Genomic DNA, 25,453 nt, shown 5'->3' with positions numbered 1-25,453 from the left:
CAGCGCAGGTATGCTCAACACGTCGCTGACCGGCGGCGCTCAAAGTTCAGGCAGTGGCAACAGCTGGTCGTCGAGCACCATCACCATGCGGCTATCTCTATGCTCCGGCACGTTCCAGCCGCCGGTCAGGGCGCCGAAGGACGGCAGCACCGTCACGCCCGGTCGCATCCAGAACACAGGGGCGCGGAGCCGGTCACCGCCCGCTGCAAGCGCGTAGGCCGGATGAATGTGTCCGGCGATGACGTGCCGACCCTTCACCGCCTCCGGCTCGTGACACAGGCGAAACGGTCCGATGTCCAGCAACGGGTGCCAATCGATGGGCAGGCTCAGGCCGCGCACATGGCGATCGTGGTTGCCGACCACCGCCTCCATTGTCAGCTGCCGATGCCGCGCCTGCCAGGCGTCGAAATGGTCGAAGAACGGCTCGCCTGCCGCCGGACGGTGATGGAACACGTCGCCCAGCACGATCAGACGTTGCGGTTCGAACTGGTCCACCAGGGTGCTGAGCCGACGCAGGTCATCCGCGCTCTGCCCGCTCGGTACGGCGATGCCCTGCCTGCGAAAAAAGGCGCCCTTGCCGAAATGCGTGTCGGCCACCAGCAGCGTCGACCAGCGAGGCAGATACAACGCCTTGCTCGCGTGGAGCATCACAGGTTCATCAGCCAGCACCCAGTCCAGGGTCTGTTTCATGCGCGCTTCCGGCGTTTGCTGGCGTTACGTTCCAGCGACTCGAGCATCCGCTGCACTCTCTGACGCCAGTCTTCGGTGCTCAGGCGGCTGCGCTGGCGCTCCACCCACAGCGGAAAGCCCAGCGGCGAGAAGCGCTCCAACGACATGACGCGCAGATGCTGCGCCGCAGCGCGCTCAAGCACCTCGCGCAGTCGCCGAATGTCCAGCTGCTCCTCGAGCACTTCCCGGCGCGCCTGATCGAGCAGCCGGTGCTGTGGGTCGTAACGCTGCAGTGTGTCGTACAGCAGTCCCGTGGAAGCCTGCAACTGCCGATCGGTCTTGCTGCGCCCGGGATAGCCCTGAAAGACCAGACCACTGATGCGTGCTATATCGCGAAACTGGCGGCGAGCCAGCTCGCTGGCATTGAGCGCTTCGAGCACGTCGTCGAGTAAACGCTCGGGTGCGAGCAGCGCCCGCCAGGCCGCCTCGTCCAGCTCGGGCAGGCGGGCACTGCTCAGCAGTTCCAGGCCGTAGTCGTTGACCGAGAGGGCGAAGGTGGCCGGCACCTGCTGGCCAAGGCGCCAGGCCAGCACTGCAGCCAGACCCTCATGCGCCAGCCTGCCGGCAAACGGATAGACGAACAGATGCTCGCCCTCCCGTGAACGGCAGCGTTCGATCAGCAGGCGGTCCGGCGCGGGCAGGGCTGATTGCGCTTTCTGCAGCTCGAGTACGGGCGCGACGGCGGCTACTTCGGTATCGGCGTACTCTCCGGTTTCCACTTCCTGCAGAATCTGCAGCACGCTGTCGGCCAGTTCGCTGGACAATGGCAGTCGACCGCCATACCAGCGCGGGACGTGTTGCCGCCGGGAAGCAGCCGGGCGTACGTAGGCGATCAGGTCGCGGACCCGAATCAGTTCCAGCGCGCGGCCGGAAAACAGGAACACATCACCAGGGTTAAGACGGGCGATAAAGGTTTCCTCGATGCTACCGAGGCTGCCGCCCTTCATGAAGCGCACCTGCATCTGCGCGTCGCTGGTGATGGTGCCGATCGCCATGCGATGGCGTCTGGCAATACCCACATCGTCGACGCGATACAGCCCGTCCTCGGTCTCGATCACTCGCTGGAACTGCGGATAGTGTTCGAGCACCGGCCCGCCGCGGGTAATGAACACCAGACACCAGTCGAACATTTCGGGCGTCAGATCGGCGAAGGCATGGGTCGATCGCGCCTCGGCGAGCGCTGCATCAGGACGGAAGCCGGGACCCGCCGCCAGGGTCACCAGATGCTGCGCCAGCACATCCAGACACAGGCGAAGCGGCCGACGCGACTCGACGCGCCCGGCATTCCAGGCCCGCCGGGCCGCAGCAATTTCAACCAGCTCGAAGGCATGACTGGGCACGCAGAGGATTTCACTGGCGGCACCGGGACGGTGTCCCGAGCGACCCGCACGCTGCATCAGGCGGGCAATGCCCTTGGGGCTGCCGACCTGAACCACGCGGTCGACCGGCGAAAAATCCACGCCCAGATCCAGGCTCGATGTACACACCACGCAGCGGAACCTGCCTTCACGCAGGCCGTCTTCCAGCCGCTTGCGCAGTCCGCGATCGATCGAGCCGTGATGCAGGCCGATGTCGGTTATCCAGTCCATTCGTGTTCTGGCAATGGCCTCGAACCAGAGCTCTGCCTGCGAGCGGGTATTGGTGAACAGCAGCGAGGTCTGCGCCTGCTCGAGATAGGTCAGCACGCCCTCGAGCTGGGACAGTCCCAGATGTCCCGCCCAGGGGAAGCGATCGATGCTCGGCGGGCACAGCCCGCGGACGGTCAGTTCCTTGCCGCTGGCTCCGGCGACCCGCTCGCCGGGCTCGGCGCCTTCGCCCAGAAGTACGCTCAGCGCCTCTTCGAGATTACCCAGTGTGGCAGACAATCCCCAGACCGGTAGCTCCGGCCGGCGGGCGCGCAGCCAGGCCAGGCAGAGCTGCAGCTGTACTCCACGTTTACTGCCGAGCAGCTCGTGCCACTCATCGACAATGACCGCATCGAGGCCGGCAAACTGTTCTTCGGCATTGCGGTACGACAACAGCACCGACAGGCTTTCCGGCGTGGTCACCAGCGCCTGCGGCAACTTGCGCTGCTGACGGGCGCGCACGCTCGCGCTGGTATCGCCAGTGCGAATCTCGACTTTCCATTCCAGCCCCAGTGCGTCGACCGACTGTTGCAGATGGCCAGCGGTGTCGCTGGCCAATGCGCGCAGCGGCGTGATCCACAGCACGCGCAACCCGCTCTGTACCCGATCCTGTTCGAGCGCCAGCGAGACCGGCCCGAGCCAGGCGGCGAGGGTCTTGCCTGACCCGGTCGAGGCATGGATCAAGCCGCTGCGGCCGGCGCGAAACGCCTGCCACGCCTGACGCTGGAAGTCGGCGGCCTGCCAGCCCAACGCGGCGAACCACGCATCGATTCGTTCCAGTCCGTCAGCTGCCATAGACACGCAGCAACTCCCGAACCTGCTCGATGGTATCTGCCTCGGCGACCGGCTTGTCATGGCGCCAACGCAGGATGCGCGGGAAGCGCAGGGCAATCCCGGACTTGTGCCGGGGCGAGGGCTGGATGCCCTCGAAGGCGATTTCCAGCACCTGCTCAGGTTTGACCGAGCGAACCGGTCCGAACCGCTCCACGGTATTGCGGCGGATCCAGCGGTCGAGTTTGCCCAGCTCCTCATCGGTCAGGCCCGAGTACGCCTTGGCGATCGGCACGAAGCTGTCGCCATCGACGACGGCCAGGGTGTAATCGGTGTAGAGATTGGCACGACGGCCGTGCCCGGGTTGGGCGTAGAGCAGCACGGCGTCGATCGACAGCGGTTCGATCTTCCATTTCCACCAGTCGCCGCGCGGCCTGCCGCTGCGGTATGGGCTCTGCCTGCGCTTGAGCATAAGGCCTTCGACGCGCCGGTCGCGACTGCTCTCTCGCATCACCCCGAGCGCGTCCCAGTCCGCCGCCTCGGCCGCCGGGCTCAGGCGCAACGCCGGATGGTCTGCCTCGGCGAGGATGGCTTTCAGGCGCGAGCGGCGTTCCTCCAGCGGCCTGTCACGCCAGTCTTCGCCCTGATCTTCCAGCAGGTCGTAGGCCAGGAAGACCACCGGAACCTCGCGCAGCAGTTTCTCTCCCACGGTCTTGCGCTGGATGCGCCGCTGCATCTGCGAGAACGGCAGGACGTCGGTGTCCCAGGCAAGCAGTTCTCCGTCGAGCACCACCTCCGGCAACAGCTTCGCCGCCGCTTCGACTTCCGGAAAGCGCCCGGCCATCGGCTCCTCGCCCCGGGACCATAGCCAGATCCCGGCAGGCCGGGCGATCAATTGCGCACGGATGCCATCCCACTTCCATTCGGCCAGCCATTCATGCAGATCGCCGAGCGCCTCCGGGCCACCTTCGAGCGGTGAAGCCAAGAAGAACGGGTACGGCTGGCCGGCGCGCTCCTCGCGCTGCTCGGCGTCGAACAGACATTCATAGAAGCGCGCCGTCGGTTCGAATTCGCCCATCAGCCGACGCGCAATCAATGCCCGCGGCCTGCCGCTCAGTGTTGCCAGCGCCCGCTCGACCAGTCCGCGCGAGACGCCGACCCGCAAACTCCCAGTGAGCAGCTTGTTGTAAAGAAAACACGCAGGCCGCGGAAGCTCGCGCCAATGCTGGATCACATGCGCCCTGCGCTGGTCTTCATCGAGGTCGAGCAGGCCGAGAACCGCGCTGTCGATCCATTCGGCAAGCGAGCCGCCGACAACTGTACGCTCGCGATCATCTTCCATCAGCAGGCTGATAGTTTCTGCCAGGTCACCCACATGCTGATAGGTTTCCTCCACCAGCCAGTCGGGCAGCCCGGCGGCCTCGCTCAGCCACTCGCGAAGCTTGCGCGGACCAACCAGCCGCTTCATCCTGCGGCCGGCCAGAATATAGGTGGCCCAGGCGCCGTCGGCCGGATCGACGTCAGTGAAGTAGCGCACCATGGCATCAAGCTTGGCCTGGGTGCGCGTGGTCGCGTCGAGCTCGGCATACAGGTTGGCAAACGCCTGCATCAGTCGTCTTCTCCGCCGTACAGAGTGGTCAGCGCCCGCGCGTCGACACCGCGTTCACACAGGTAGTGCACCAGCTCTTCGCTGCGCCCATGGGTAGTGAGAATGGTACCGGCGCCGCTTTCTTCAATGGTCTGCAACAGCGCTGGCCAGTCGGCATGATCGCTGAGCTCGAAGCCATGGTCATAGCCGCGGCGTCGACGGTTGCCGCGTATGCGCATCCATCCGGAGGCGAACCCGGTGCTGGCACCGCGGAAGCGGCGCATCCACGGCGAGCCGGCGGCGGAGGGCGGGGCGAGGATCAACTCGCCGGCAAAATCATGATCGGCCGGCAACTCGCTCACCGGGGCGGTCGGAACCATCGCAATGCCCGCGTCGCGGTATATATCGGTGATAGCCAGCATGGCACCGTGGAGGTAGACGGTACGATCGGTATGCGCTGCCAGTGCGGCCAGCACCCGCTGCGCCTTGCCTAGCGCGTAGGTGAACAGCACGCAGGGGCGATCGGTGTGGCCGGACCACCAGCTCCATATCTGCTCGGCGACGCGCTCGACCGGGGGCCAGCGATAGCAGGGCAGAGCGAAGGTGGCCTCGGTAATCAGCGTGTCGCACTGGACGACCTCGAACGGCGCGCACGTCGGATCGGCGTCGCGCTTGTAATCACCGGTCACCACCCAGACCCGGCCATCGGCGTGCTCGACCCTGACCTGCGCAGAGCCCAGCACATGCCCAGCCGGGTGCAGGCTCACCCGCGTGCGGCCGAAGGTTGCCGGTTCGCCGTAGTCCAGGCCGTGAAAGACGTGCCCTTCGCCCAGGCGGTGGCGGAGTATTGGCAGTCCAGCATGCTGGGAGAAGTAATCGGTATTGCCCGGTCGCGCATGGTCGGCATGGGCGTGGGTGATGACGGCACGCGCCACCGGGCGCCAGGGATCGATATGAAAATCCCCCGCCGGACAGTAGAGACCTTCGTCTGTCGGAACGATAAGCGGATCACGCATGCGGCAGTGTAACCATGAAGCCATCCTGTTCGATGCCTGTACATGGGACAACCGCCGCGCGGGAGTGTTACATCCTTTTGCCCTGGATCAGGCGCGACGAGGCAAGGACACGGCGATCAGGAACAGCAATGCAGCACTCACCACAATGGACGGCCCGGCCGGCGTGTCCAGATTCCATGACATTGTCAGACCACCGAGTACCGCCAGGCAGCCGAGCAGGCTGGCGCCCATTGCCATCTGCTCAGGGGTGCGGGCATGCCGCTGTGCAGCAGCCGGCGGAATGATCAGTAATGAGGTGATCAGCAGCACTCCGACGACCTTCATGGCCACGGCGATGACAATCGCGATCAGCAGCATCAAGGCCAGGCGAATGGCGGTGACCGGTCGGCCTTCGACGCGTGCGAGCTCCTCGTGCACGGTGACCGACAGCAGCTGACGCCAGAGCAGACCAAGCAGAATGACTACCAGGACCATACCGCCCAGCATCCAGTACAGGTCACGCTCGCTGACCGCCAGCAGATCACCGAACAGGTAAGCCATCAGGTCGACACGAACGTTGTCCGTCAGCGCCAGCACCACCAGCCCCAGCGACAGGGTGCTGTGGGCAAGAATGCCGAGCAAGGTGTCACTGGCCAGCCACTGCTTGTTCTGCAGCGCCACCAGGATCACGGCCAGCAGTACGCATCCGGCGGTCACGGCCAGCGTGAGATTGATATCCAGCAACATTCCCAGCGCAACGCCGAGCAACGCCGAGTGTGCCAGGGTGTCGCCGAAGTAGGCCATGCGCCGCCAGACCACAAAGGACCCCAACGGACCGGCGACCAGCGCCAGCCCCAGCCCGGCGGCCAGGGCGTATATCAGGAAATCAGGCATGTTTGCAGGAGGGTCCGTGCTTGTGTGCGGGCGTCAGCCGCGGCGTATCCGATGAAAGCGGCTCGTCGATGACTTCGCCGTGCAGATCGTGGGCATGGTCGTGATGATGGCTGTAAACCGCCAGAGCGCTGGCCTGCTCACCGAACAGGGCAACGAAGGCCGGATCCAGGCTGACCTGCTCAGGGTGACCGGAGCAACAGACATGGCGGTTGAGACAGACCACGGTGTTGGTGGTCGCCATGACCAGGTGCAGATCATGGGACACCATCAGGATGCCGCAACCGTAGCGATCGCGCAGGCGGGTGATGAGCTGGTACAACTCGATCTGGCCATTCACGTCTACGCCTTGCACCGGTTCGTCGAGAACCAGCAGATGCGGCTTGCGCAGCAGGGCGCGGGCCAGCAGGATGCGTTGTAGCTCACCCCCCGAGACCTGCTGCAGAGGGCGCTGCAGCAGATGCTGAGCGTTGACCTCTTCCAGCGCTTCGCGCACATCGGTGCGCCGGCTACCCGGCGCCAGCATCAGAAAGCGCTCTACAGTCAGCGGCAGCGTAGCGTCGATATGCAGCTTCTGCGGCATATAACCGATCCGCAGCCGCGGCTGGCGCTTGACCCGTCCGGAATCGGCCTGCAGCAGTCCCAGCACGATACGCACCAGACTGGTCTTGCCGGCCCCGTTGGGCCCGATCAGCGTGACGATCTCGCCCGGCGCCACGCTCAGGCTGATGTTCTCCAGCACGCTCGAGCCATTGCGCGTGAGACCGACCCCGCTCAACTCGAGCAACGATTCGCTCATGCAGCCGCCTTGCAGCGGGCGCACAGCCCGGTTACTTCCACGGTCTCGGACTCCACCGAAAAACCCACGTCAGCAGCGCTGTCACTGATTGCCCGATGAATCAGCGGCTGGTCCAGTTCAACGGCGATGCGGCAGTTGCGGCAGATCAGAAACTGCCCTTCATGGGCGCGCTCCGGATGCACACACCCCATGAAGGCGTTCAGCGAAGCAATGCGATGCACAAGACCCTGCTCAAGAAGGAAATCCAGCGCACGATAGACCGTCGGGGGCGCAGCACGACGACCGTCTTCGCGCGATAGCGTCTCGAGAATATCGTACGCGCCCAGTGGCTTGTGGCTCTGCCAGACCAGTTCGAGTACCCGCTTGCGCAGCGGCGTCAGGCGAGCGCCATCACGGGCGCAGACCTCCTCGGCGGTGTCCAGCGCGGTGCTGACGCAATGACTGTGGTCGTGCGGAGTGTGCGGATCGGTAGCGCTCATGCTTCGCCTCGCCCGGTAGGGCTGTCGTAGGATAAACAAGCTGTTATCATATAACACTTTCCTTCCCTTCAGGTACCTGCCAATGCTTCGCTGTTTCGCTGTTGTCATGGGATTGACTCTGGCTGTGGCCGCCCGCGCCGATGAGCCACGCGTGCTGACCACCATCAAGCCTCTGCAACTGATCGCCGCGGCGGTGCTCGACGGCGTGGCAGAGCCTCAACTGTTGCTGCCGGTGGGCGCTTCACCGCACAGCTACGCGCTTCGCCCGTCCGAGCGTAGGGCACTGGATGAAGCGCAGCGGACCTATTGGGTCGGCCCGGAGCTTGAGCTGTTTCTCGAGCACCTGCTCGAGTCGCGGGATACCGACATGGCGCTGATGCACGCCAAGGGTATCAAGTTGCGTCCGGTCGATCCCGAGGCAGCCGACGAGCACGCACATGACAGCCATGACCATGGGCAGCGGGAACATGCCGAGCACGGGCATGACGAGCATAAGGTTGAACACCATGGCCATGCCGACGAGCACGAGCACCATCACAGCGGGACGCACGACGCGCATATCTGGCTCTCGCCCGACAACGCGATTGCCATCGCCCATGTCATGGCCGCCGATCTGGCTTCCCTGTTCCCCGCCCATGGCGAACGCCTGAACGACAATGCGCAGCGCTTCGAAAGCCAGGTGACCGAGCTTGATGCGCGCCTGCAGCGCCGCTTCGAGCCGCTGGGCGACAAGCCCTATTTCGTTTTCCACGACGGCTATGGCTATCTTGAAGACCACTACGGCATCCGTGCCAGGGGCATCTTCAGCCTGTCGCACGAGGTACAGCCGGGTGCCCAGCATGTCGCTCAGCTGCGCGAGCAGCTCCAGCAGGCCGGCTCGAGCTGCGTATTCAGCGAACCCCAATTCACGCCACGGCTGATCGAGTCGCTAACCGCCGGCCTGGACGTCCGTACCGGCGAGCTCGATCCGCTGGGCGGTAGCGCTCCGGTCAGCGCGCAGGGTTACGTCGAGTTCGTGGAGAGCCTTGGCGGCACGCTTGCCGAGTGCCTCGAAGCACTCTGATCAGGCTGCGCGGGGCAGGCGCACCGACACATGACGGTGCGCCTGCAGAATCTGCATGAAATGCATCGGATCCTTGACCAGCACACCGGGCTGGTCGGCGTGCGCCTGCGCCGCAAGGGAGCGCGACAGCCAGAAGCGCAGCGCGGCGACGCGCAACATGGCCGGCCAGCATGCCGCTTCCTCGGCGGTAAAGGGGCGCTCACCGGCGTAGGCCTCGAGCAGCGCCGAAGTGCGCAGCGGGTCAAGTCGATGTTCGGCGTCCAGACACCAGTCGTTCGCACAGATCGCCACGTCATACAGCGTCGGGCCGCTGGCCGCGTTGTAGAAGTCGATGATGCCGGTCAGCCGGTGCCCCTCGAACATCACATTGTCGCGAAACAGGTCCGCATGCAGTACCGCTCGCGGCAGGCCGGGCTCGAGCTGGCGAACCCGCCGCAGCGCCTCGAAGGCGTCATCCAGCAACTCGCTTTCCATCGGCAAGGCACCCTGACGGTAGCGTTCGGCCTCGTCAGCCATCCACTGCATCCCGCGATCGCTGCTGCGCTCAAGGCCGCAGGTGCTGGTGACCTGGTGAAGCTGAGCCAGCATCCGGCCAACGGCGGCGCAATGCTGCGGTTCAGGGGCCTGGACGTGGCGGCCGGTCAGCCGTGGCTGCATGAGGGCCGGACGGTTCTCAAGTCGATGCAGAGTCTGCCCGTGCCGATCGGCGATAGCGTATGGCACCGGAAGATTGGCCTGATGCAGACATTCGAGCAGCGCAACGAAGAACTCCAGCTCATCGGCCGGCCCGCGCTCGACCAGGGTGAGAACGAAGGAGCCGCCGGTGCAGTCAACGAAGAAGTTGCTGTTCTCACTGCCGCCTTCAATGCCACGGAAATCGATCAGCGACCCGAGCTCGAAGGCAGCCAGAAACGCCTCCAGCTGGCTGCGGTCAACCGGCGTGAATACGGACATGCCCGGTCCTTACCACTCGAATATCTTCCACGAAGGGATGCGCATGCCCTGCACCTGGTCGGCGCGGGCAAAATTGCCATCGTCGTCCACCGCGACCAGAAAGTATGGCTCCCCGTTCTTGGGGAATACCTTGATCGCATACAGGAAACCATTGAGTCGATACTCTTCGACGCGTCGACCGCTTTCCTCGCGAATGGTCACATCGGGCTCTGCGGTGACCGGCTCCTGGGCCAGCAGGGGCAAACTCAGCGCGAGGGTCATGGCTCCCAGCCAACGGCATACTGAACGTGTCATGGTACTCTGTGTCCTGTCATAGGAAGGTGGAGGAGCAGCCTTGCTACCCACCGCCATTCTAGCCCTTTTTCTTACCGGAACGTTGATCTGACGCATGACTGATACCGCCCCCCTGATCCTCGTGGATGGCTCGTCCTACCTGTATCGTGCCTTTCACGCCCTACCCCCGCTGACCACCTCCAAGGGTCAGCCCACCGGCGCGATCAAGGGCGTGCTCAACATGCTCAGCAGCCTGCGCCGGCAGTATCCGGACAGCCCGTTCGCTGTGGTCTTCGATGCCAAGGGGCCGACCTTTCGCGACGCCCTGTTCGAGAACTACAAGTCCCACCGCCCGCCCATGCCCGACGAGCTGAGCAGCCAGATCGCGCCACTGCATGCCTGCGTGCGCGCCCTTGGGCTGCCGCTGCTGTGCGTGGAAGGCGTCGAAGCCGATGACGTGATCGGCACGCTGGCCTGCCAGAGCGCCGCGCGCGGCTGTCCGGTGATCATTTCCACCGGTGACAAGGACATGGCGCAGCTGGTCGACGGGCACATCACGCTGGTCAACACCATGACCGGAACCGTGCTGGACGAAGCCGGGGTGCGCGAGAAATTCGGCGTGGGTCCCGACTGCATCATCGACTTTCTGGCGCTGATGGGCGACAAGTCGGACAACATACCCGGCGTACCGGGGATCGGTGAAAAGACCGCGGTAGGCCTGATCGGTGGACTGGGCGGCGGGCTGGACGTGATCTACGCCAATCTGGAGAAGGTCGCCAGCCTGGACATACGCGGCGCGAAGAAGCTGGGCGAGAAGCTGACCGAGCATCGCGACGCGGCGTATCTCTCGCATCAGCTGGCGACGATCAAGACCGACGTCGAGCTCGAGCTGCGCGTCGATGCCCTGCACCCGGGCGAGCCCAACCGAGAGGCGCTGCTCGAGCTGTACCGCGAGCTGGAGTTTCGCAACTGGGTGGAAGATCTGCAGCGCGAGAGTCGTGCGGCTGCCCAGCCAGGATCGGCCCAGGCTGTCGAGCCGGCTGAAAAGGTCGAACGCCATTACGCAATCATCCTCGAGCAGGATGACCTGGAGCGCTGGCTGGACAAGCTGGCGATCGCCCGACTGTTCTCCTTCGACACCGAAACCACCAGCCTGAACGCGCAGGAAGCGGAGCTCGTCGGGGTGTCATTCGCAGTCAACCCGCATGAAGCTGCGTATGTGCCGCTGCGTCACGATTACATGGGCGCGCCCCAGCAGCTTGACCGGGACGCGGTACTCGCCCGGCTCAAACCGATGCTGGAAGACGAGAGCAAGCTCAAGGTGGCCCAGCACGCCAAATACGACATGAACGTGCTGGCGCACTACGGCATCGACATGCGTGGTGTGGCATTCGACACCATGCTCGAATCCTACGTACTGGATTCGACCGCCACGCGTCACGACATGGACAGCCTGGCGCAGAAGTATCTGGGCGAAGCGACCATCCGCTTCGAGGACGTTGCCGGCAAGGGCGCGAAACAACTGACCTTCGATCAGGTTGCCGTAGAGCAGGCCGGACCGTACTCCGCCGAGGACGCTGACGTCACCCTGCGTCTGCACCAGACGCTGGTGCAGAAGCTGCGGGCGCATCCGAGCCTGATGAGCGTACTCAAGGACATAGAGATGCCGCTGATGCCGGTGCTCGCACGCATCGAGCGTTACGGGGCACTGGTCGACGCTCAACTGCTCGGCGTGCAGAGCCGGGAGCTGGGTGAGAAGATGCTCGAGCTCGAGCACAAGGCGTACGACATTGCCGGGCAGCAGTTCAATCTTGGTTCGCCGAAACAGCTGTGTGCCATCCTTTACGACCAGCAGGGTCTGCCTGTGCTGTCCAAGACTGCCAAGGGTCAGCCGTCGACGGCCGAATCGGTGCTCGCGGAACTGGCCGAGCAGGGTTACCCGCTGCCGCAGGTGATCATGCAGTACCGCAGCATGAGCAAGCTCAAGAGCACCTATACCGACCGGTTGCCGGAGCAGATCAACGCGCGGACCGGCCGTATTCACACGTCCTATCACCAGGCCGTGACCGCTACGGGCCGGCTGTCGTCGTCGGATCCGAACCTGCAGAACATTCCGATTCGTACCGCCGAAGGCCGGCGGATCCGCCAGGCATTCATCGCTCCGCCTGGCTATCGACTGGTCGCGGCGGACTATTCGCAGATCGAGCTACGGATCATGGCGCATCTGGCGCAGGATCCCGGGCTGCTCGATGCCTTCCGTCACGACCTGGATGTACACCGTGCTACGGCGGCGGAGGTATTCGGCGTGCCGCTGGAGGAAGTGCACAATGACCAGCGGCGCAGCGCCAAGGCGATCAACTTTGGGCTTATCTATGGCATGAGCGCCTTCGGCCTGGCCAAGCAGATCGGCGTAGACCGCAAAGAAGCGCAGGCCTATATCGACCGCTACTTCGAACGCTACCCCGGCGTGCTCAGCTACATGGAGCGGACCCGCGACCAGGCGCACGAGCAGGGCTACGTGGAGACGCTGTTTGGCCGCCGCCTGTACCTGCCGGATATCAATTCCAAGAACCAGGCCATGCGCAAGGCTGCAGAGCGCACGGCGATCAATGCCCCCATGCAGGGCACGGCGGCTGACATCATCAAGCGCGCGATGATCGAGGTTGACAGCTGGCTGGTCGCGTCCGGCCTGGATGCGCGCGTCATCATGCAGGTTCACGACGAACTGGTGCTGGAAGTACGTGAAGATCAGGTCGAATCGGTACGCGCGGGGCTATGCCAGCGGATGAGCGGCGCAGCGAAACTGGACGTGCCGCTGGCGGTTGAAGTGGGCGTCGGCATGAACTGGGATGAAGCGCACTAGAGCGGTTTGGTCCGCCCGTGCAAAAAAGTTTCATGTTTCCGCGGATTTTTTTGAACTTCAGCGAAAGGCGCCGGTCAGAGCTTGGGAATGGCCAGTCAAGCCCTTCTTGCTCCTTAGATGTGATTTAGTGTTGGCAGAAAACCGGGCAACCCTTTCCTAGCACAGCCCGGTCGTTAAACCCCGAACCTTCCCTCCCCATAGAAGTTCGGGGTTTTTTTTGCCTGCGATTCGGCGATCAGCCCTGCGCCTCATCGATATCCAGCAGATCCGGAAAGAACCACTGTTCGAGCACTGCGTGGGCCTCGTCCACCCCCTGTCGCTTCGGTGACGAAAACAGCTGCACCGATACCAGATCACCATGCTCCTTGCGCACACGTGCCTGGATCTTGAGCAACTCGTTCTTGGATGCGCCGAACGCGAGCTTATCGGCCTTGCTCAACAGCACCAGCGTAGGCAGGCTGCTGTCCCCGGCCCACTGCAGCATCATCTGATCGAAGTCCGATAGTGGATGACGGATATCCATGACCAGGACCAGCCCTACCAGGGAATCGCGATGGGTCAGGTAGGCGTCCAGATGCTGCTTCCAGTGCTCCTTGAGCGCCAGCGGCACCTTGGCGTAGCCGTAGCCGGGCAGGTCGACCAGCCGACGCTGCTCGTCGAGACCGAAGAAGTTGATCAGCTGGGTCCGACCCGGAGTCTTCGACGTTCGCGCCAGGCGCGCATGGGTCAGGGTGTTCAACGCACTGGACTTGCCGGCATTGGAGCGGCCGGCGAAGGCCACTTCGAAACCCTGATCGGGCGGGCACTGATCGACTTCGCTGGCACTTTTGATGAAGGAGGCGCGTTGGCACAGCGAGACGAGGGGAGTTGCTAGGGGCATCGGTCAATCCGTTAAAGCGGGCATGGGGGCGACGACATTCACGCCGCGACGTAGCTTAGTATATACTGCTGCGGTTTTATATCCCGGCCGGGGCACTGCGACAGTCTGCCCATTGCAGCCCCACCCTGTGGCAGATAGCATGGCGCTCTACTAGCACTGATGCGTGACGGGAACGAATAACGAGGCAGTCCGTCTGGATAACGCGGCCTACGAAGCCGGAGCTGCGGACAATGCCCATTTTTTATTTAGCCGTAATTGGATTAGCCGATGAATAAATTACTCGTGAGTCTGGTGTTATCCCTCGGTGTGGCCGGTTCGGCCTATGCACAGGCCCCGTTGCAAGGGGATGCCGAAGCCGGTAAGGGCAAAGTGGCCATGTGTGGCGCTTGCCATGGAACCGATGGCAACAGCACTTCGGGAAACTTCCCCAAGCTTGCTGGACAGGGTGATCGTTACCTGCTCAAGCAGCTGGTAGACATCAAGGAAGGCAACCGGGTGGTGGTCGAGATGACCGGCATGCTCGACAATTTCAATGAGCAGGACCTGGCCGACATGGCCGCGTACTTCTCTTCCAACACCATGACCGGTGGCGTCGCCGACCCGGATCTGGCCGAGCTTGGCGAGAAGCTTTACCGCGGCGGCCGCCTGGAAACGGGGCTACCGGCCTGCACCGGCTGCCACTCCCCAACCGGCAAGGGCAACGAGCCGGCGGGCTTCCCGCAGCTGGCTGGTCAGCACGCCGCGTACACGGTCAAGCAGCTCACGGCATTCCGGGAAGGCGACCGCACCAATGACGGCGACACGCGCATCATGCAGATGGTTGCGGAAAAGCTGAGCAACAAGGACATCGAAGCCGTTGCCAACTACATTCAGGGTCTTCGCTGACCCAAGTATTGCCGCGTGTTGCGGTGGGCTTCAAAAAAAGGGTGGCTTCGGTCACCCTTTTTTCGTGGTGCAGCGGGTATGCTGCACAGATAGCGACGGCAACCAGCCTCATATGCTGATGTCGTTCGATCCGTCAGGTGTTCGTTCGGGAGAGTTAGATGCGCGCATGGATTTCTATAGCCCTGGTGTGGCTGGTCGGCAGCCTGGCCCTGGCCAATGCTCAGGAAGCACCCTATAAAGCCGGAGTTCACTATGTGGAACTCACCGCGCCGGCCGCGACCCAGGATGTCGACAAGGTCGAGGTCGCCGAGCTGTTCTGGTACGGTTGCGGCCATTGCTTTTCTCTGGAACCGGTCATCGGAGAGTGGAAAAAAACGCTGCCCGAGGACGCGTATTTCCGTCCTGTCCCCGCATTCTTCGGCGGCGTTTGGAACACCCACGGTCAGCTTTACTACACTCTGCAAAGCCTGAACAAGCTCGATGAAACCCATCAGGCGGTGTTCCAGGCGATCCACAACGAGAAGAAGCGCCTGGCTACCCAGGACGAGATGATCGAGTTCCTCGAGCCGTACGGTATCGACGAAAAGCAGTTCAAGCGTGCCTGGTCCTCGATGGGTGTCCGCGGCAAGATGGCCCAGGCCGAGCGCCTGTCCAAGGCCTACCGTGCCACCGGCGTTCCGACGCTGGTCGTCAACGGGAAGTATCGTATTGAGGCAGCCATGGCCGGCGGCTTCGAAGAAATGCTCAAGGTTGCCGAGTACCTGGTGGAGCAGGAACGGCAATCCAACTGAGGTTGCCATGATTTCAGCGGGAAATATCCCTGTCCGGCGTTCTACCCATGGTTCGATGGCGCCGGCGTGCCTGCGTACCAATCCCAACTGGGTATCCTGTGAACAGACGCTGCCGAATGTGCTGCGTCTGCTCAGCTTCAACATTCAGGTGGGCATCAACACTCAGCGCTACCACCACTATCTCACTCGTAGCTGGCAGCATTTCCTGCCACATGCCCGCCGCCAGGCAACGCTGGGTCAGATCGCCCGCATGCTCAACGATTTCGATCTGGTGGCGCTGCAGGAAGTCGACGGCGGCAGCATCCGCTCGGGCTACGTCAATCAGGTGGAGCATCTGGCCAGGGAAGGGCAATTCCCGTACTGGTACCAACAGCTCAACCGCAATCTTGGTCGCTTCGCCCAGCACTCGAATGGTTTGCTCAGCCGCTTCGCGCCGGAGCTGGTCGAGGATCACAAGCTGCCGGGCATGCTCCCGGGCCGAGGCGCGATCCTGACCAGTTTCGGTCAGGGTCAGGACTCCTTACTGGTAGTGATGATGCATCTGGCGCTGAGTCCGCGTACGCGCAACAACCAGCTGGCGTACATCCGCGAGCGCGTGGCAGATCATCAACACGTGGTGCTGATGGGCGACATGAACACCCATGCCGAGGACCTGCTGGAGCGCTCGCCGCTGCGTGGCAGTGGCCTGCATACTGCATCATTGCCAGGCAGCTATCCGAGCTGGAAGCCGGCGCGGATGCTCGACCATATCCTTCTCAGCCCGAGCCTCTCGATCGAGCAGGTCGAGGTGCTGCCACACCCGATATCCGACCATTTGCCGGTAGCCATGCATATCCGTCTGCCCGACCAGATGTGCCGGCCGCGGGAGACTAAGCGCTAGCTCCGGTCCGGATTTGCTCTATAATCCGCGGGGTACAGCGTGCAGGAGCATCCATGTCGGACCCCAGAAACAACGTTGTCCAATCAGGGCAGGAAGCCATGGATCAACTCGCCGATCATGAAGAACTCCTAAAGCGCAGCCTGGTTCGCATCAGTATTGCTGCGGACGGGCTCGACCCGCTGCTTGACCGCCGTTTGCGGGAGCTGAGAGGTTCACTCAGAGCCGACGCCCCTACCCATCTGCTCGCCGACCTGATGCCGGAACTGGAACACGCCGTGCTCAAGGCCGACGCCGAGCGCCAGGAACGCCTGTCCCAGATTGCCCGGCATCTCCAGACTCTGGCGCAGAACCTGCAGCGTCGCCATCCCGCCGGATCGGCTGCGCAGGCGCTGAGGCAACTGCAGAAACAACTCGATGCTCCCATTGAATACGCCAATCAGATCCCTGCACTGCTCGAAGAACTGGCCCTCGTCCAGCAGCTGGTTCTAGAGGTTCCATCAGGTGCGGAAAACCGCGGCCTGCTGGCGCGCCTGTTCAAGCGCAGCGACGTGCAGAGCCTGTCATCCACGGCAGTCCCCGAGCAGACGCCGGATGCCGAACCCGACGCTGCGGCCACGTCCCTGCCAGCAGGCCGTCCCGTGGGCGGCGAAGAACAGCAGTATTCGCAGGTCGCCGGGCACATCGAAACCATCCTGATCAATCTGCTCGCCGAGCTGCAGGTTCTGGACGATGAGAAAAATCGTTGCGAGCGGCTGCGCGAGCAGGTGAGCCAGGGCCTGAACTGGTATGAGCTGGCTGCCGTGCTCGACGAGCTCACCCTGCTCGTGCTCAACGCCCAGCAGAAGCGCCAGCAGGACTTCGAACGCTACCTGCAACAGCTGAACAGACGACTCGCGCAGTTCCAGGGCAACCTTGAAGCCGCCCATGACGTTTGTCTGGGGTCGTTCGAGTCTGGCAAGGAGCTCGAGGTGGCGATTCGTTCGCAGGTCGCCGAGCTGCATGGGGACGTTCGCCAGGCCACCGACCTCGAAGCATTGAAAGCCACTGTCGAGTCCAAGCTTGATGCGCTGCTGCTCGATGTCGACCGCGCACGCTCGTCGCGAGAACATCAGGAGGAGGAAACCTCCAGCCGCTTACGCTCAATGATCGAGCGCATTCAGGTGATGGAAGTCGAAGCGCAGACATTCCGCAAGCATCTCGATGAGCAACGCCAACGGGCGATGCTCGACAACCTGACCGGCCTGGCGAATCGGGCAGGCTTGCAGAAGCGCATGGAGGAAGAGTTCGACCGCTGGCATCGCTACGGGGGCGAACTGCTCCTAGCCGTGCTGGACGTGGATCATTTCAAGACCATCAACGACCGCTTCGGTCACCTCGCCGGCGACAAGGTGCTGCGACTCATCGCTCATCAGCTGTCTGCACGGTTGCGCAAGACCGACTTCATCGGGCGTTTCGGGGGCGAGGAGTTCGTCCTGCTGATGCCTGGCACCACGGTCGAGCAGGGGGCGCTGGTGCTCGACGAGTTGCGCTCGGGTATCGAGCAATGCCCGTTTCACTTCAAGGCTGAGCGGGTGACCATCACCATTTCACTGGGTTTCACCCAGTTCAATGCCGGTGACTCGCTCGACAAGGTGTTCGACCGCGCCGACCAGGCGATGTACCAGGCGAAGAAAGCCGGACGCAATCGCATCGTCAAAGCCGTCTGACTTCGTCCGCAGGGCCGTCGCTATGCTAGGCTGAGCGCCTCATTCGATCGCTCCGAGGGCCTGGTGAAGCGTCTCGTTCTTCTATCACTGGCAGTACTGTTGCTGGCCGGCTGCGCTCGCGGACTGGTCATCGACAGCCGTCATACCTCCGACAGCCAGGACAGTCGGGTCCAGTACATCGTCCTGCATTACACCTCCTCGGGATTCGAGCGCTCGCTGGGCACCCTGACCCGCGGACCGGTGAGCAGTCATTACCTGATCGACCAGAGCCCGGCGACCGTCTACCGGCTGGTCGACGAGAACCGTCGCGCCTGGCATGCCGGTGACAGCAGCTGGCAGGGGCGAACCTGGCTCAACGCCAGTTCCATCGGCATCGAACTCGTGCATCCCGGCTATACCGACTCACCTCAGGGACGGCTCTGGCATCCCTGGGAGCCTGAACAGATCGAAGCGCTGATCATGCTGCTGCGGGATATTCTGCAGCGTCACCAGTTGACCGCTGACCGCGTCATCGGCCACAGCGACGTCGCGCCACAACGCAAGCTCGATCCTGGCCCACTGTTTCCCTGGCAGGCGCTGGCCGCCGCAGGGGTAGCCGTCTGGCCGCAGACCGCCGACGTTCAGCTGCATCTGGACCATCTGGCCGGCCGCACGCCACCGCTGGCCTGGTTCGCCGACGCGCTGACCCGCTTCGGCTATACCGTGTCGCCGACCACCCCGGAAGGCGAAGCAGACCCGGCGCTGCGCAACGTCATTGCAGCGTTCCAGATGCGCTTTCGTCCCGCGCGTTTCGACGGTCAGCCCGACAGTCAGACCGCAGCCGTTCTGGCCGCGCTCGTGCCCGCCGCGGTCGCCTCCCCGCACTGGTGCGGACCGGCGCTGGCTCCAGCAGAAACCGACCCCTGCCGGCAATTGCCGCGCGAACCATGACCCCCAGCAGGATGCACCATGCTTAACGGAATCTGGCTGAGCTTTTTCATCGCCGCCTTCGCCGCCGCCCTGTGGCAGTGGCTGGGAGCAGGCGATACCGAGGTGTTCAGCCGGCTGGTGGCGGCGCTGTTCGACATGGCGCGGCTGAGCGTCGACATCATCATTGTCCTGATAGGCACCATGACGCTGTGGCTGGGCCTGCTGGCGATTGCCGAAAAGGCAGGGTTGATCGACCTGCTCGCTCGCGTTCTGAATCCCCTGTTCCGACGCCTGATGCCCGAGGTACCGAGCGGCCATCCGGCGCTGGGCCACATCACCATGAACTTCGCAGCCAATGTGCTGGGGCTGGACAACGCGGCCACGCCGATCGGCCTGAAGGCCATGCATTCGCTACAGACGCTCAACCCCAGCCGCGACACCGCGAGCAACGCGCAGATCCTGTTTCTGGTGCTGAATGCTTCCTCGCTGACGCTGCTGCCGGTCACCATCTTCATGTACCGGGCGCAGCAGGGCGCGGCTGATCCGACCGCCGTATTCCTGCCAATTTTGCTGGCGACCACCGCCTCCAGCCTGACCGGCCTGTTCAGCGTCGCGCTCATGCAACGCCTCAAGGTGTGGGAGCCGGTGGTACTGGCCTACCTGGTGGGCGGTGCGCTGGCCCTCGGCGCGCTGCTTGCGGTGCTGGCCGGGATGTCTGCGCAGGCACTTGCCGCGACGTCGACGCTCGTCGGCAACCTGACCCTGTTCGGCATTGTGATGCTGTTTCTGCTGGTCGGCTGGCTGCGCAAGGTGAATGTGTACGACACCTTCATCGACGGTGCGAAGGAAGGCTTCAGCTTTACCGTGTCGCTGCTGCCGTACCTGGTGGCCATGCTGGTAGCCGTCGGGGTGCTGCGCGCCAGCGGCGTACTGGATGCCATTCTCGATGCCATACGCTGGCTGGCCACCTCGATGGCGCTGGACACACGCTTTGTCGATGCATTGCCGACCGCCCTGATCAAGCCGCTGTCTGGCAGCGGTGCGCGGGCGATGATGATCGAGACGATGAACACCCACGGCGTGGACAGTTTCCCCGCGCTGCTGGCGGCAACGTTCCAGGGCAGTACCGAAACCACCTTCTACGTTCTGGCGGTCTATTTTGGCGCCGTAGGCATCCGCCGCGTACGCCACGGGCTGGGATGTGCGTTGCTTGCCGATCTGGCCGGCATGCTGGCGGCGATTGGCGTCTGCTACTGGTTCTTTGCCTGAGCAGGGCAGCCGCAGCCCATCTGTTAAGCTGTTCTCAAAGACTTCGGACAGGACAGCGCCATGCCAGCACCCCGTTTCGATCAGCTTCACCGTCAGCCCGGCCCGTTCTTCGTTGCCCTGGGAGGCGCCGGCATGTTCGGCGCAAACTTCTACCTGTATGGTTCGGCAGGCCAATGGATAGCCGTCGACTGCGGGTTCGCCCTGCAGTCCACCGCCAGTGGCAGCAACATCATGTCCGTCCCCAGCCTGGCAGCGCTCGAGCAGCATGATATTCAGCTGTCGGCCGTGTTGATAACCCACGGGCATGAGGATCATATCGGCGCGATACCGCATCTGTGGCGGCAGCTGAACTGCCCCCTCTACGCCAGCCCGTTCGCCGCGCACCTGATACGCAACAAGCTCGACCCGTCCCTGCAGTGGCCGCAGCTCAAGGAGATCCGCCCGCTCGAGCCTGTTGGAATCGGCCACTTTCAGGCCGAATGGATTCCCGTGACGCACTCCATTCCGGAGTCCCATGGCATCGTCATCGAGGCCGCCGGCAAGCGCATCTACCACAGCGGCGACTGGAAGCTCGATCCGGCACCGGTGGTGGGCGGGCTGACAGCGCAGAGTCGACTGCAGGCGCTTGGCAGAAGCGGCGTTCACGCCGTGATCGGTGACTCCACCAACGCGCCGGTGCCCGGTATGAGTCGCTCGGAATCGGACGTGCAGAACGGACTGCTCGATACCATTCGCGCCTGCCGCAAACGGGTCATCGTCACCTGTTTTGCCAGCAACCTGGCACGCCTGCACAGTCTGGCAGAGATCGCCTTCGACACTGCCCGCTATGCCGGGTTGCTCGGCCGCAGCCTGCTGACCATGCACAGCGCCGGTCGGGCACTGAACTACCTGAGTCCCAGGCCCGGTTTCATCGGTCCCTGGGAGTTGGGCTATCTGCCGCGCGAGCAGCAGCTCTGGATCTGTACCGGCAGTCAGGGCGAACCCGCTGCCGCGCTGGGACGACTGGCCAGTGGCAGCCATCCGCATCTGTCCCTGGAAGAAGGCGATACCGTGCTGTTCTCATCGCGACTGATTCCGGGAAACGAGGAAGCGCTGGAGCGTATCCGGCGCGGACTGACCGAGCAGGGTGTGAACATCATCGATGATGAAATGGCTCCGATCCATTCATCCGGCCATCCGCCACAGGAAGACCTGCGGCGAATGTATGGCTGGCTGAAAGCGCGATATCTCTTGCCCGTACACGGTGAAATCTATCATCAGCAAGCGCATCTGGACTTCGCCCGGAGCCTGGGCATGCAGGGCATGGTGCCCGCCAATGGCGACCTGATCGACCTGTCCGCCCAACCGGCGCGGGTGGCCGACATGCAATGGGGCCTGCGGGAGGTCAAACAGAACTGACCGGCAGCTAGAGCAGCTCCTTGAGCTGCTGCCAGGCCATGCCCATCGCCAGCAGCGGCGCCCGGAAGCGCTGGCCACCGGGGAAGTGCATGTGCGGCACCCTGCTGAACAGGTCGAACCCGCGGCTCGCCTGACCACTCACCGCCTCGGCGAGTATCCGTGCGGCGAGGTGCGTAGCGTTGACCCCGTGACCGGAATAGGCCTGCGCATAGAAGACATTGCCGTGCTCCGGTAGCCGGCCGATCTGCGGCAGTCGATTGGCGCCGATGCCGATCATCCCGCCCCACTGGTACTCGATGCGCACGTCGGCCAGCTCGGGGAACACCCTGAGCATTTTCGGTCGCATGTACGCCTGGATATCGGCCGGGTCGCGACCGGAGTAATGGCATGCGCCGCCAAACAGCAGCCGACGGTCCGCGGAAAGCCGGTAGTAGTCCAGCGCCACCCGCTGATCACACAACGCCATGTTCTGCGGTATCAGACGTGCGGCGCGTTCCTCGCCGAGCGGCTCGGTGGCGATGACGTAGCTCCCCGCCGGGATAACCGTACTGCTGAGCTGAGGATGCAACGAGCCGATGTAGGCATTGCAGCCGATCACGAGCTGACCGGCGCGAACCCGGCCGCGGCCAGCATGCACGGTGACCGTGGGGCCGAAGTCGATGCGCGTCACCTGCGACTGCTCGAACAGCCGGGCACCAAGATCAATCGCCGCCTGAGCTTCACCGAGCGCCAGATTAAGAGGATGCAGGTGGCCCGAGCCGGTGTCGGTCATGCCACCGACATAGCAATTGGACCCTACCACGCTGTTCACCTGGTCAGGTTCGATGATGTGCAGGTCATGTGCGTAGCCAAGCTCGATGAGTTCCTCGCGATCGGCGCGAAAGTGCTCGAGATGCGCCGGCTTGTTCGCCAGATCGCAGTAGCCCCAGGTCAGATCGCAGTCGATATTGAACGCCTGCACACGCTCGCGGACGATCTGCACCGCCTCGATACCCATCAGCTTGAGATCGCGCACGCCGTCGCGACCGATGGTTTTTTCAAACTGGTCGAGATCGTGGCCGACGCCGCGAATCAGTTGGCCGCCGTTGCGCCCGCTGGCGCCCCAGCCAACACGGTGCGCCTCCAGCAAGGCAACGGACAGACCGCGCTGACGCAGCTCGATAGCGGTATTGAGGCCGGTGAAGCCGCCCCCGACAATGCAGACATCGACCTGCACGTCACCTTCCAGCGCAGGTAGCGCAAGGTGGCGGTTACTGGATGCAGCGTAGTAGGACGGGGCATGATCAGGCGTATGGGTCAGCACAGGCGGTTCCGTTCAGGATCTGTTCAAGAATGTAAATAAAATTTTACAGAGCTTAGCGATTAATCATCCTCGGGTATAGGGATGGCCAGCGTTTCCTTGAGTTCTTCCATGACGATATAGCTCTTCGATTCTCGCACCCCCGGCAGCTTGAGCAGGATGTCACCGAGCAGTTTACGGTATGACGCCATCTCCGAAATGCGCGCCTTGATCAGGTAGTCGAAGTCGCCTGAGACCAGATGGCATTCCAGCACATGCGGCAGCTTGATAGCGGCACGGCGAAAATCATCGAAGATGTCTGCCGACTTCGAGGCAAGGCTGATCTCGACGAATACCAGCAGATTGGCCTGCAGCTTCTGCGGATTGAGTCGGGCACCATAACCAACGATGAATTTCTCTCGCTCGAGCCGCTTGACGCGCTCCATGCAGGGCGTGGTGGACAGGCCGACCCGCTCGCCCAGCTCAACGTAGGAGATACGTCCTTCGGCCTGCATGATCCGCAGGATGTTCAGATCGATCCTGTCCAGCTCGCGGCTGGAGGCTCGGCGGGTTTTCATGGGTTTTTCCTGTTTCCAGCTCGGTTTCCAAAGCGATTCACCGTAAAACGCTTTTTTATTCGCGAATTTCGCAAGTCCTGCCGCTCCTAGAATAGTGATATCGCCCAGCAGGGCAAGTCATTCAATCAAGTGGGCCGGTCAGGAGCCTATCCATGCACGTGATGATCCTCGGAAGCGGTGTAATCGGCGTGACCAGCGCCTGGTATCTGGCCAGAGCAGGCCACCAGGTGACGGTCATCGATCGCCAGCCCGGGCCAGCGCTGGAGACCAGTTTTGGCAACGCAGGCATGATCTCCCCCGGCTATTCTGCTCCGTGGGCGGCGCCGGGCGTGCCGCTCAAGGCAGTGGGCTGGCTGACTGCACGGCATGCGCCGCTGGCCATTCGGCCGACCGCCGAAGCCGAGCAGTACCGCTGGATGGCGCGGATGCTGGGTAACTGCACCGCAGCGCGTTATGCGGTCAACAAGGAAAGGATGATGCGTCTGGCCGAGTACAGTCGCGATTGCCTGGTTGAGTTGCGCCGTGACAGCGGCGTCGATTACGAACACCGACAACTGGGCACCCTACAGCTCTTCCGTACGCAAAAGCAGCTCGACGCAGCGGCCAAGGACATTGCCGTGCTCAAGCGCTGCAATGTTCCCTATCGGCTCCTTGACCGGGCCGGCTGCGTCGAAGCCGAGCCGGGTCTGGCTGACAGCAGTGATCGCATTGTGGGCGGCCTGCAGCTCCCCGGGGATGAAACCGGCGATTGCCACCTGTTCACAAGCCGTCTCGCGGAGCAGTGCAAAGCATTGGGAGTCGAGTTTCGCTTCAACGCCGACATAAGTGGCCTGCTCAGCGACGGCAAGCGGATCACCGGCGTTCGCCTCGCCGATCAGGTGCTGCGCGCAGATCACTACGTGCTGGCCCTGGGCAGTTACTCCGCCGCCCTGTTGCGTCCATTGGGCATCGATCTGCCGGTGTATCCGGTGAAAGGCTACTCGCTGACCCTGCCGGTGATCGACGCCGCGCGGGCGCCTGTCTCGACCATCATGGACGAGACCTACAAGGTGGCCGTCACGCGCTTCGCCTCACGCATACGCGTCGGCGGGATGGCCGAACTGACCGGCTTCGACAACAGGCTGCTGGACAAGCGACGCGAGACGCTGGAAATGGTCGTCGGCGACCTGTTTCCCGGCGCAGGCGACATTAGTCAGGCCAGCTTCTGGACCGGCTTCCGGCCCATGACCCCGGACGGCACGCCGGTCATCGGCGCGACCAGCCTGTCCAATCTGTCGCTCAACACCGGCCATGGTACGCTGGGCTGGACCATGTCCTGCGGATCCGGACAGCTCCTGGCTGATCTGCTGAGCGACAACAAGCCCGCCATCCGTACCGAAGGACTGGGCATCGACCGTTACTCTCGACCGAAGGAGGCCCGCCGGCATGTCCGTCCAGCGTCTGCACACTAACAAGCGCATGAGCCAGATCGTCATTCATCAGAACACCGTATATCTGGCGGGCCAGGTCGCCGACGACGATGACCTGAATGCGGACTGTGCGGCCCAGACCCGCAGCACGCTGGCGGCGATCGAACGGTTGCTGGCCGAAGCGGGGACCGACAGAACACGCATCCTCTCGGTAACCATCTTTCTGAAGGACATCGAGGCCGACTTCGAGGCGATGAACAGCGTATGGGACCAGTGGCTGCCCGAGGGAACCGCACCGGCGCGGGCGACAGTGCAGACGCTGCTGTGCGAGCCGGAGCTACTCGTCGAAATGTCCGTCATCGCAGCGATCTAGCTCATCCGGCGTGCTCCTCGTGAGCCAGCGGGTCTGATAGGCTAGCGCTACTCGGGACCGCTCGGC

At 63.3% G+C, this 25,453-nt stretch carries 23 protein-coding genes; 11 read left to right on the top strand and 12 right to left on the bottom strand.

Annotated elements, in window-relative coordinates; all coding sequences use genetic code 11:
• Positions 1 to 39 precede the first annotated feature (39 nt).
• The 7 genes from pdeM to KEM63_RS00370 form a co-directional block, all read right to left on the bottom strand.
• Positions 40 to 690, bottom strand: coding sequence for a ligase-associated DNA damage response endonuclease PdeM (gene pdeM, locus KEM63_RS00400; RefSeq protein ID WP_223653905.1), 651 nt, complete (start codon positions 688 to 690; stop codon positions 40 to 42).
• On the bottom strand, positions 687 to 3,149 hold the full coding sequence (locus tag KEM63_RS00395) for a ligase-associated DNA damage response DEXH box helicase (protein ID WP_223655910.1): 2,463 nt from the start codon (positions 3,147 to 3,149) through the stop codon (positions 687 to 689). Before KEM63_RS00395 ends, pdeM begins: the two co-directional genes overlap by 4 nt.
• Entirely contained in the window at positions 3,139 to 4,734 is a 1,596-nt protein-coding gene (locus tag KEM63_RS00390; RefSeq protein ID WP_223653903.1) for an ATP-dependent DNA ligase, read from the bottom strand. Before KEM63_RS00390 ends, KEM63_RS00395 begins: the two co-directional genes overlap by 11 nt.
• On the bottom strand, positions 4,734 to 5,729 hold the full coding sequence (locus KEM63_RS00385) for a ligase-associated DNA damage response exonuclease (RefSeq protein ID WP_223653901.1): 996 nt from the start codon (positions 5,727 to 5,729) through the stop codon (positions 4,734 to 4,736). The genes KEM63_RS00390 and KEM63_RS00385 overlap by 1 nt, the downstream gene beginning before the upstream one ends.
• An 87-nt stretch (positions 5,730 to 5,816) precedes the next feature.
• Entirely contained in the window at positions 5,817 to 6,602 is a 786-nt protein-coding gene (gene znuB, locus KEM63_RS00380; RefSeq protein WP_223653899.1) for a zinc ABC transporter permease subunit ZnuB, read from the bottom strand.
• Positions 6,595 to 7,398, bottom strand: coding sequence for a zinc ABC transporter ATP-binding protein ZnuC (gene znuC / locus KEM63_RS00375; RefSeq protein WP_223653897.1), 804 nt, complete (start codon positions 7,396 to 7,398; stop codon positions 6,595 to 6,597). The genes znuB and znuC overlap by 8 nt, the downstream gene beginning before the upstream one ends.
• On the bottom strand, positions 7,395 to 7,877 hold the full coding sequence (locus KEM63_RS00370; protein ID WP_223653895.1) for a Fur family transcriptional regulator: 483 nt from the start codon (positions 7,875 to 7,877) through the stop codon (positions 7,395 to 7,397). The genes znuC and KEM63_RS00370 overlap by 4 nt, the downstream gene beginning before the upstream one ends.
• 82 nt (positions 7,878 to 7,959) lie before the next feature.
• Between KEM63_RS00370 and znuA the strand changes: the two genes are divergently transcribed.
• Positions 7,960 to 8,940 (top strand): zinc ABC transporter substrate-binding protein ZnuA, encoded by a 981-nt coding sequence (gene znuA / locus KEM63_RS00365; protein ID WP_223653894.1) that lies wholly within the window; start codon positions 7,960 to 7,962, stop codon positions 8,938 to 8,940.
• Here the strand turns inward: znuA and KEM63_RS00360 are convergent, their stop codons facing one another.
• A complete protein-coding gene (locus KEM63_RS00360; RefSeq protein ID WP_223653893.1) occupies positions 8,941 to 9,894 on the bottom strand; it encodes a homoserine kinase in 954 nt (317 codons plus the stop codon). It lies immediately after the preceding gene.
• A gap of 9 nt (positions 9,895 to 9,903) precedes the next feature.
• Positions 9,904 to 10,155 (bottom strand): DUF2782 domain-containing protein, encoded by a 252-nt coding sequence (locus KEM63_RS00355; RefSeq protein ID WP_223655909.1) that lies wholly within the window; start codon positions 10,153 to 10,155, stop codon positions 9,904 to 9,906.
• Between the two features lie 127 nt (positions 10,156 to 10,282).
• On the opposite strand from KEM63_RS00355, the gene polA reads away from it, so the two are divergent.
• Complete coding sequence (gene polA / locus KEM63_RS00350) at positions 10,283 to 13,030, top strand: DNA polymerase I (protein WP_223653890.1); 2,748 nt, start codon at positions 10,283 to 10,285, stop codon at positions 13,028 to 13,030.
• 235 nt (positions 13,031 to 13,265) lie between these two features.
• Here polA and yihA read toward each other — a convergent pair whose 3' ends face one another.
• On the bottom strand, positions 13,266 to 13,910 hold the full coding sequence (yihA, locus tag KEM63_RS00345) for a ribosome biogenesis GTP-binding protein YihA/YsxC (RefSeq protein WP_223653889.1): 645 nt from the start codon (positions 13,908 to 13,910) through the stop codon (positions 13,266 to 13,268).
• 267 nt (positions 13,911 to 14,177) lie between these two features.
• On the opposite strand from yihA, the gene KEM63_RS00340 reads away from it, so the two are divergent.
• From KEM63_RS00340 to KEM63_RS00310, 7 genes are all read left to right on the top strand, one after another.
• Complete coding sequence (locus KEM63_RS00340; protein WP_223653888.1) at positions 14,178 to 14,795, top strand: c-type cytochrome; 618 nt, start codon at positions 14,178 to 14,180, stop codon at positions 14,793 to 14,795.
• A 158-nt stretch (positions 14,796 to 14,953) separates the two neighbouring features.
• Positions 14,954 to 15,586: a thiol:disulfide interchange protein DsbA/DsbL gene (locus tag KEM63_RS00335; RefSeq protein ID WP_223653887.1), complete on the top strand. Its 633-nt coding sequence runs from the start codon at positions 14,954 to 14,956 to the stop codon at positions 15,584 to 15,586.
• A 7-nt stretch (positions 15,587 to 15,593) separates the two neighbouring features.
• Positions 15,594 to 16,466, top strand: coding sequence for an endonuclease/exonuclease/phosphatase family protein (locus KEM63_RS00330; protein ID WP_223653885.1), 873 nt, complete (start codon positions 15,594 to 15,596; stop codon positions 16,464 to 16,466).
• A gap of 53 nt (positions 16,467 to 16,519) precedes the next feature.
• Entirely contained in the window at positions 16,520 to 18,172 is a 1,653-nt protein-coding gene (locus KEM63_RS00325) for a GGDEF domain-containing protein (protein WP_223653883.1), read from the top strand.
• Between the two features lie 63 nt (positions 18,173 to 18,235).
• Positions 18,236 to 19,102 carry an N-acetylmuramoyl-L-alanine amidase gene (locus KEM63_RS00320; protein ID WP_223653882.1) on the top strand — a complete coding sequence of 289 codons (867 nt, stop codon included), beginning with the start codon at positions 18,236 to 18,238 and terminating at the stop codon, positions 19,100 to 19,102.
• An 18-nt stretch (positions 19,103 to 19,120) separates the two neighbouring features.
• On the top strand, positions 19,121 to 20,350 hold the full coding sequence (locus KEM63_RS00315; RefSeq protein WP_223653880.1) for a nucleoside recognition domain-containing protein: 1,230 nt from the start codon (positions 19,121 to 19,123) through the stop codon (positions 20,348 to 20,350).
• A 60-nt stretch (positions 20,351 to 20,410) separates the two neighbouring features.
• Positions 20,411 to 21,748 (top strand): ribonuclease J, encoded by a 1,338-nt coding sequence (locus tag KEM63_RS00310; RefSeq protein WP_223653878.1) that lies wholly within the window; start codon positions 20,411 to 20,413, stop codon positions 21,746 to 21,748.
• A gap of 7 nt (positions 21,749 to 21,755) precedes the next feature.
• On the opposite strand, the gene KEM63_RS00305 is transcribed toward KEM63_RS00310, so the two are convergent.
• Together KEM63_RS00305 and KEM63_RS00300 are read right to left on the bottom strand one after the other, a co-directional pair.
• Positions 21,756 to 23,051, bottom strand: coding sequence for an NAD(P)/FAD-dependent oxidoreductase (locus KEM63_RS00305; RefSeq protein ID WP_223653876.1), 1,296 nt, complete (start codon positions 23,049 to 23,051; stop codon positions 21,756 to 21,758).
• A gap of 59 nt (positions 23,052 to 23,110) precedes the next feature.
• Positions 23,111 to 23,605: an Lrp/AsnC ligand binding domain-containing protein gene (locus KEM63_RS00300; protein ID WP_223653874.1), complete on the bottom strand. Its 495-nt coding sequence runs from the start codon at positions 23,603 to 23,605 to the stop codon at positions 23,111 to 23,113.
• A gap of 152 nt (positions 23,606 to 23,757) precedes the next feature.
• Between KEM63_RS00300 and KEM63_RS00295 the strand changes: the two genes are divergently transcribed.
• Together KEM63_RS00295 and KEM63_RS00290 are read left to right on the top strand one after the other, a co-directional pair.
• On the top strand, positions 23,758 to 25,056 hold the full coding sequence (locus KEM63_RS00295; RefSeq protein WP_223653872.1) for a D-amino acid dehydrogenase: 1,299 nt from the start codon (positions 23,758 to 23,760) through the stop codon (positions 25,054 to 25,056).
• Positions 25,031 to 25,387 carry a RidA family protein gene (locus tag KEM63_RS00290; RefSeq protein ID WP_223653870.1) on the top strand — a complete coding sequence of 119 codons (357 nt, stop codon included), beginning with the start codon at positions 25,031 to 25,033 and terminating at the stop codon, positions 25,385 to 25,387. Before KEM63_RS00295 ends, KEM63_RS00290 begins: the two co-directional genes overlap by 26 nt.
• Positions 25,388 to 25,453 lie beyond the last annotated feature (66 nt).

Source organism: Halopseudomonas nanhaiensis (assembly GCF_020025155.1).
In the GTDB taxonomy this organism is placed as follows: Bacteria; Pseudomonadota; Gammaproteobacteria; order Pseudomonadales; family Pseudomonadaceae; genus Halopseudomonas; species Halopseudomonas nanhaiensis.
Note: the sequence above shows the minus strand (reverse complement) of the source record. Positions and strands in the feature narration are given on the sequence as shown.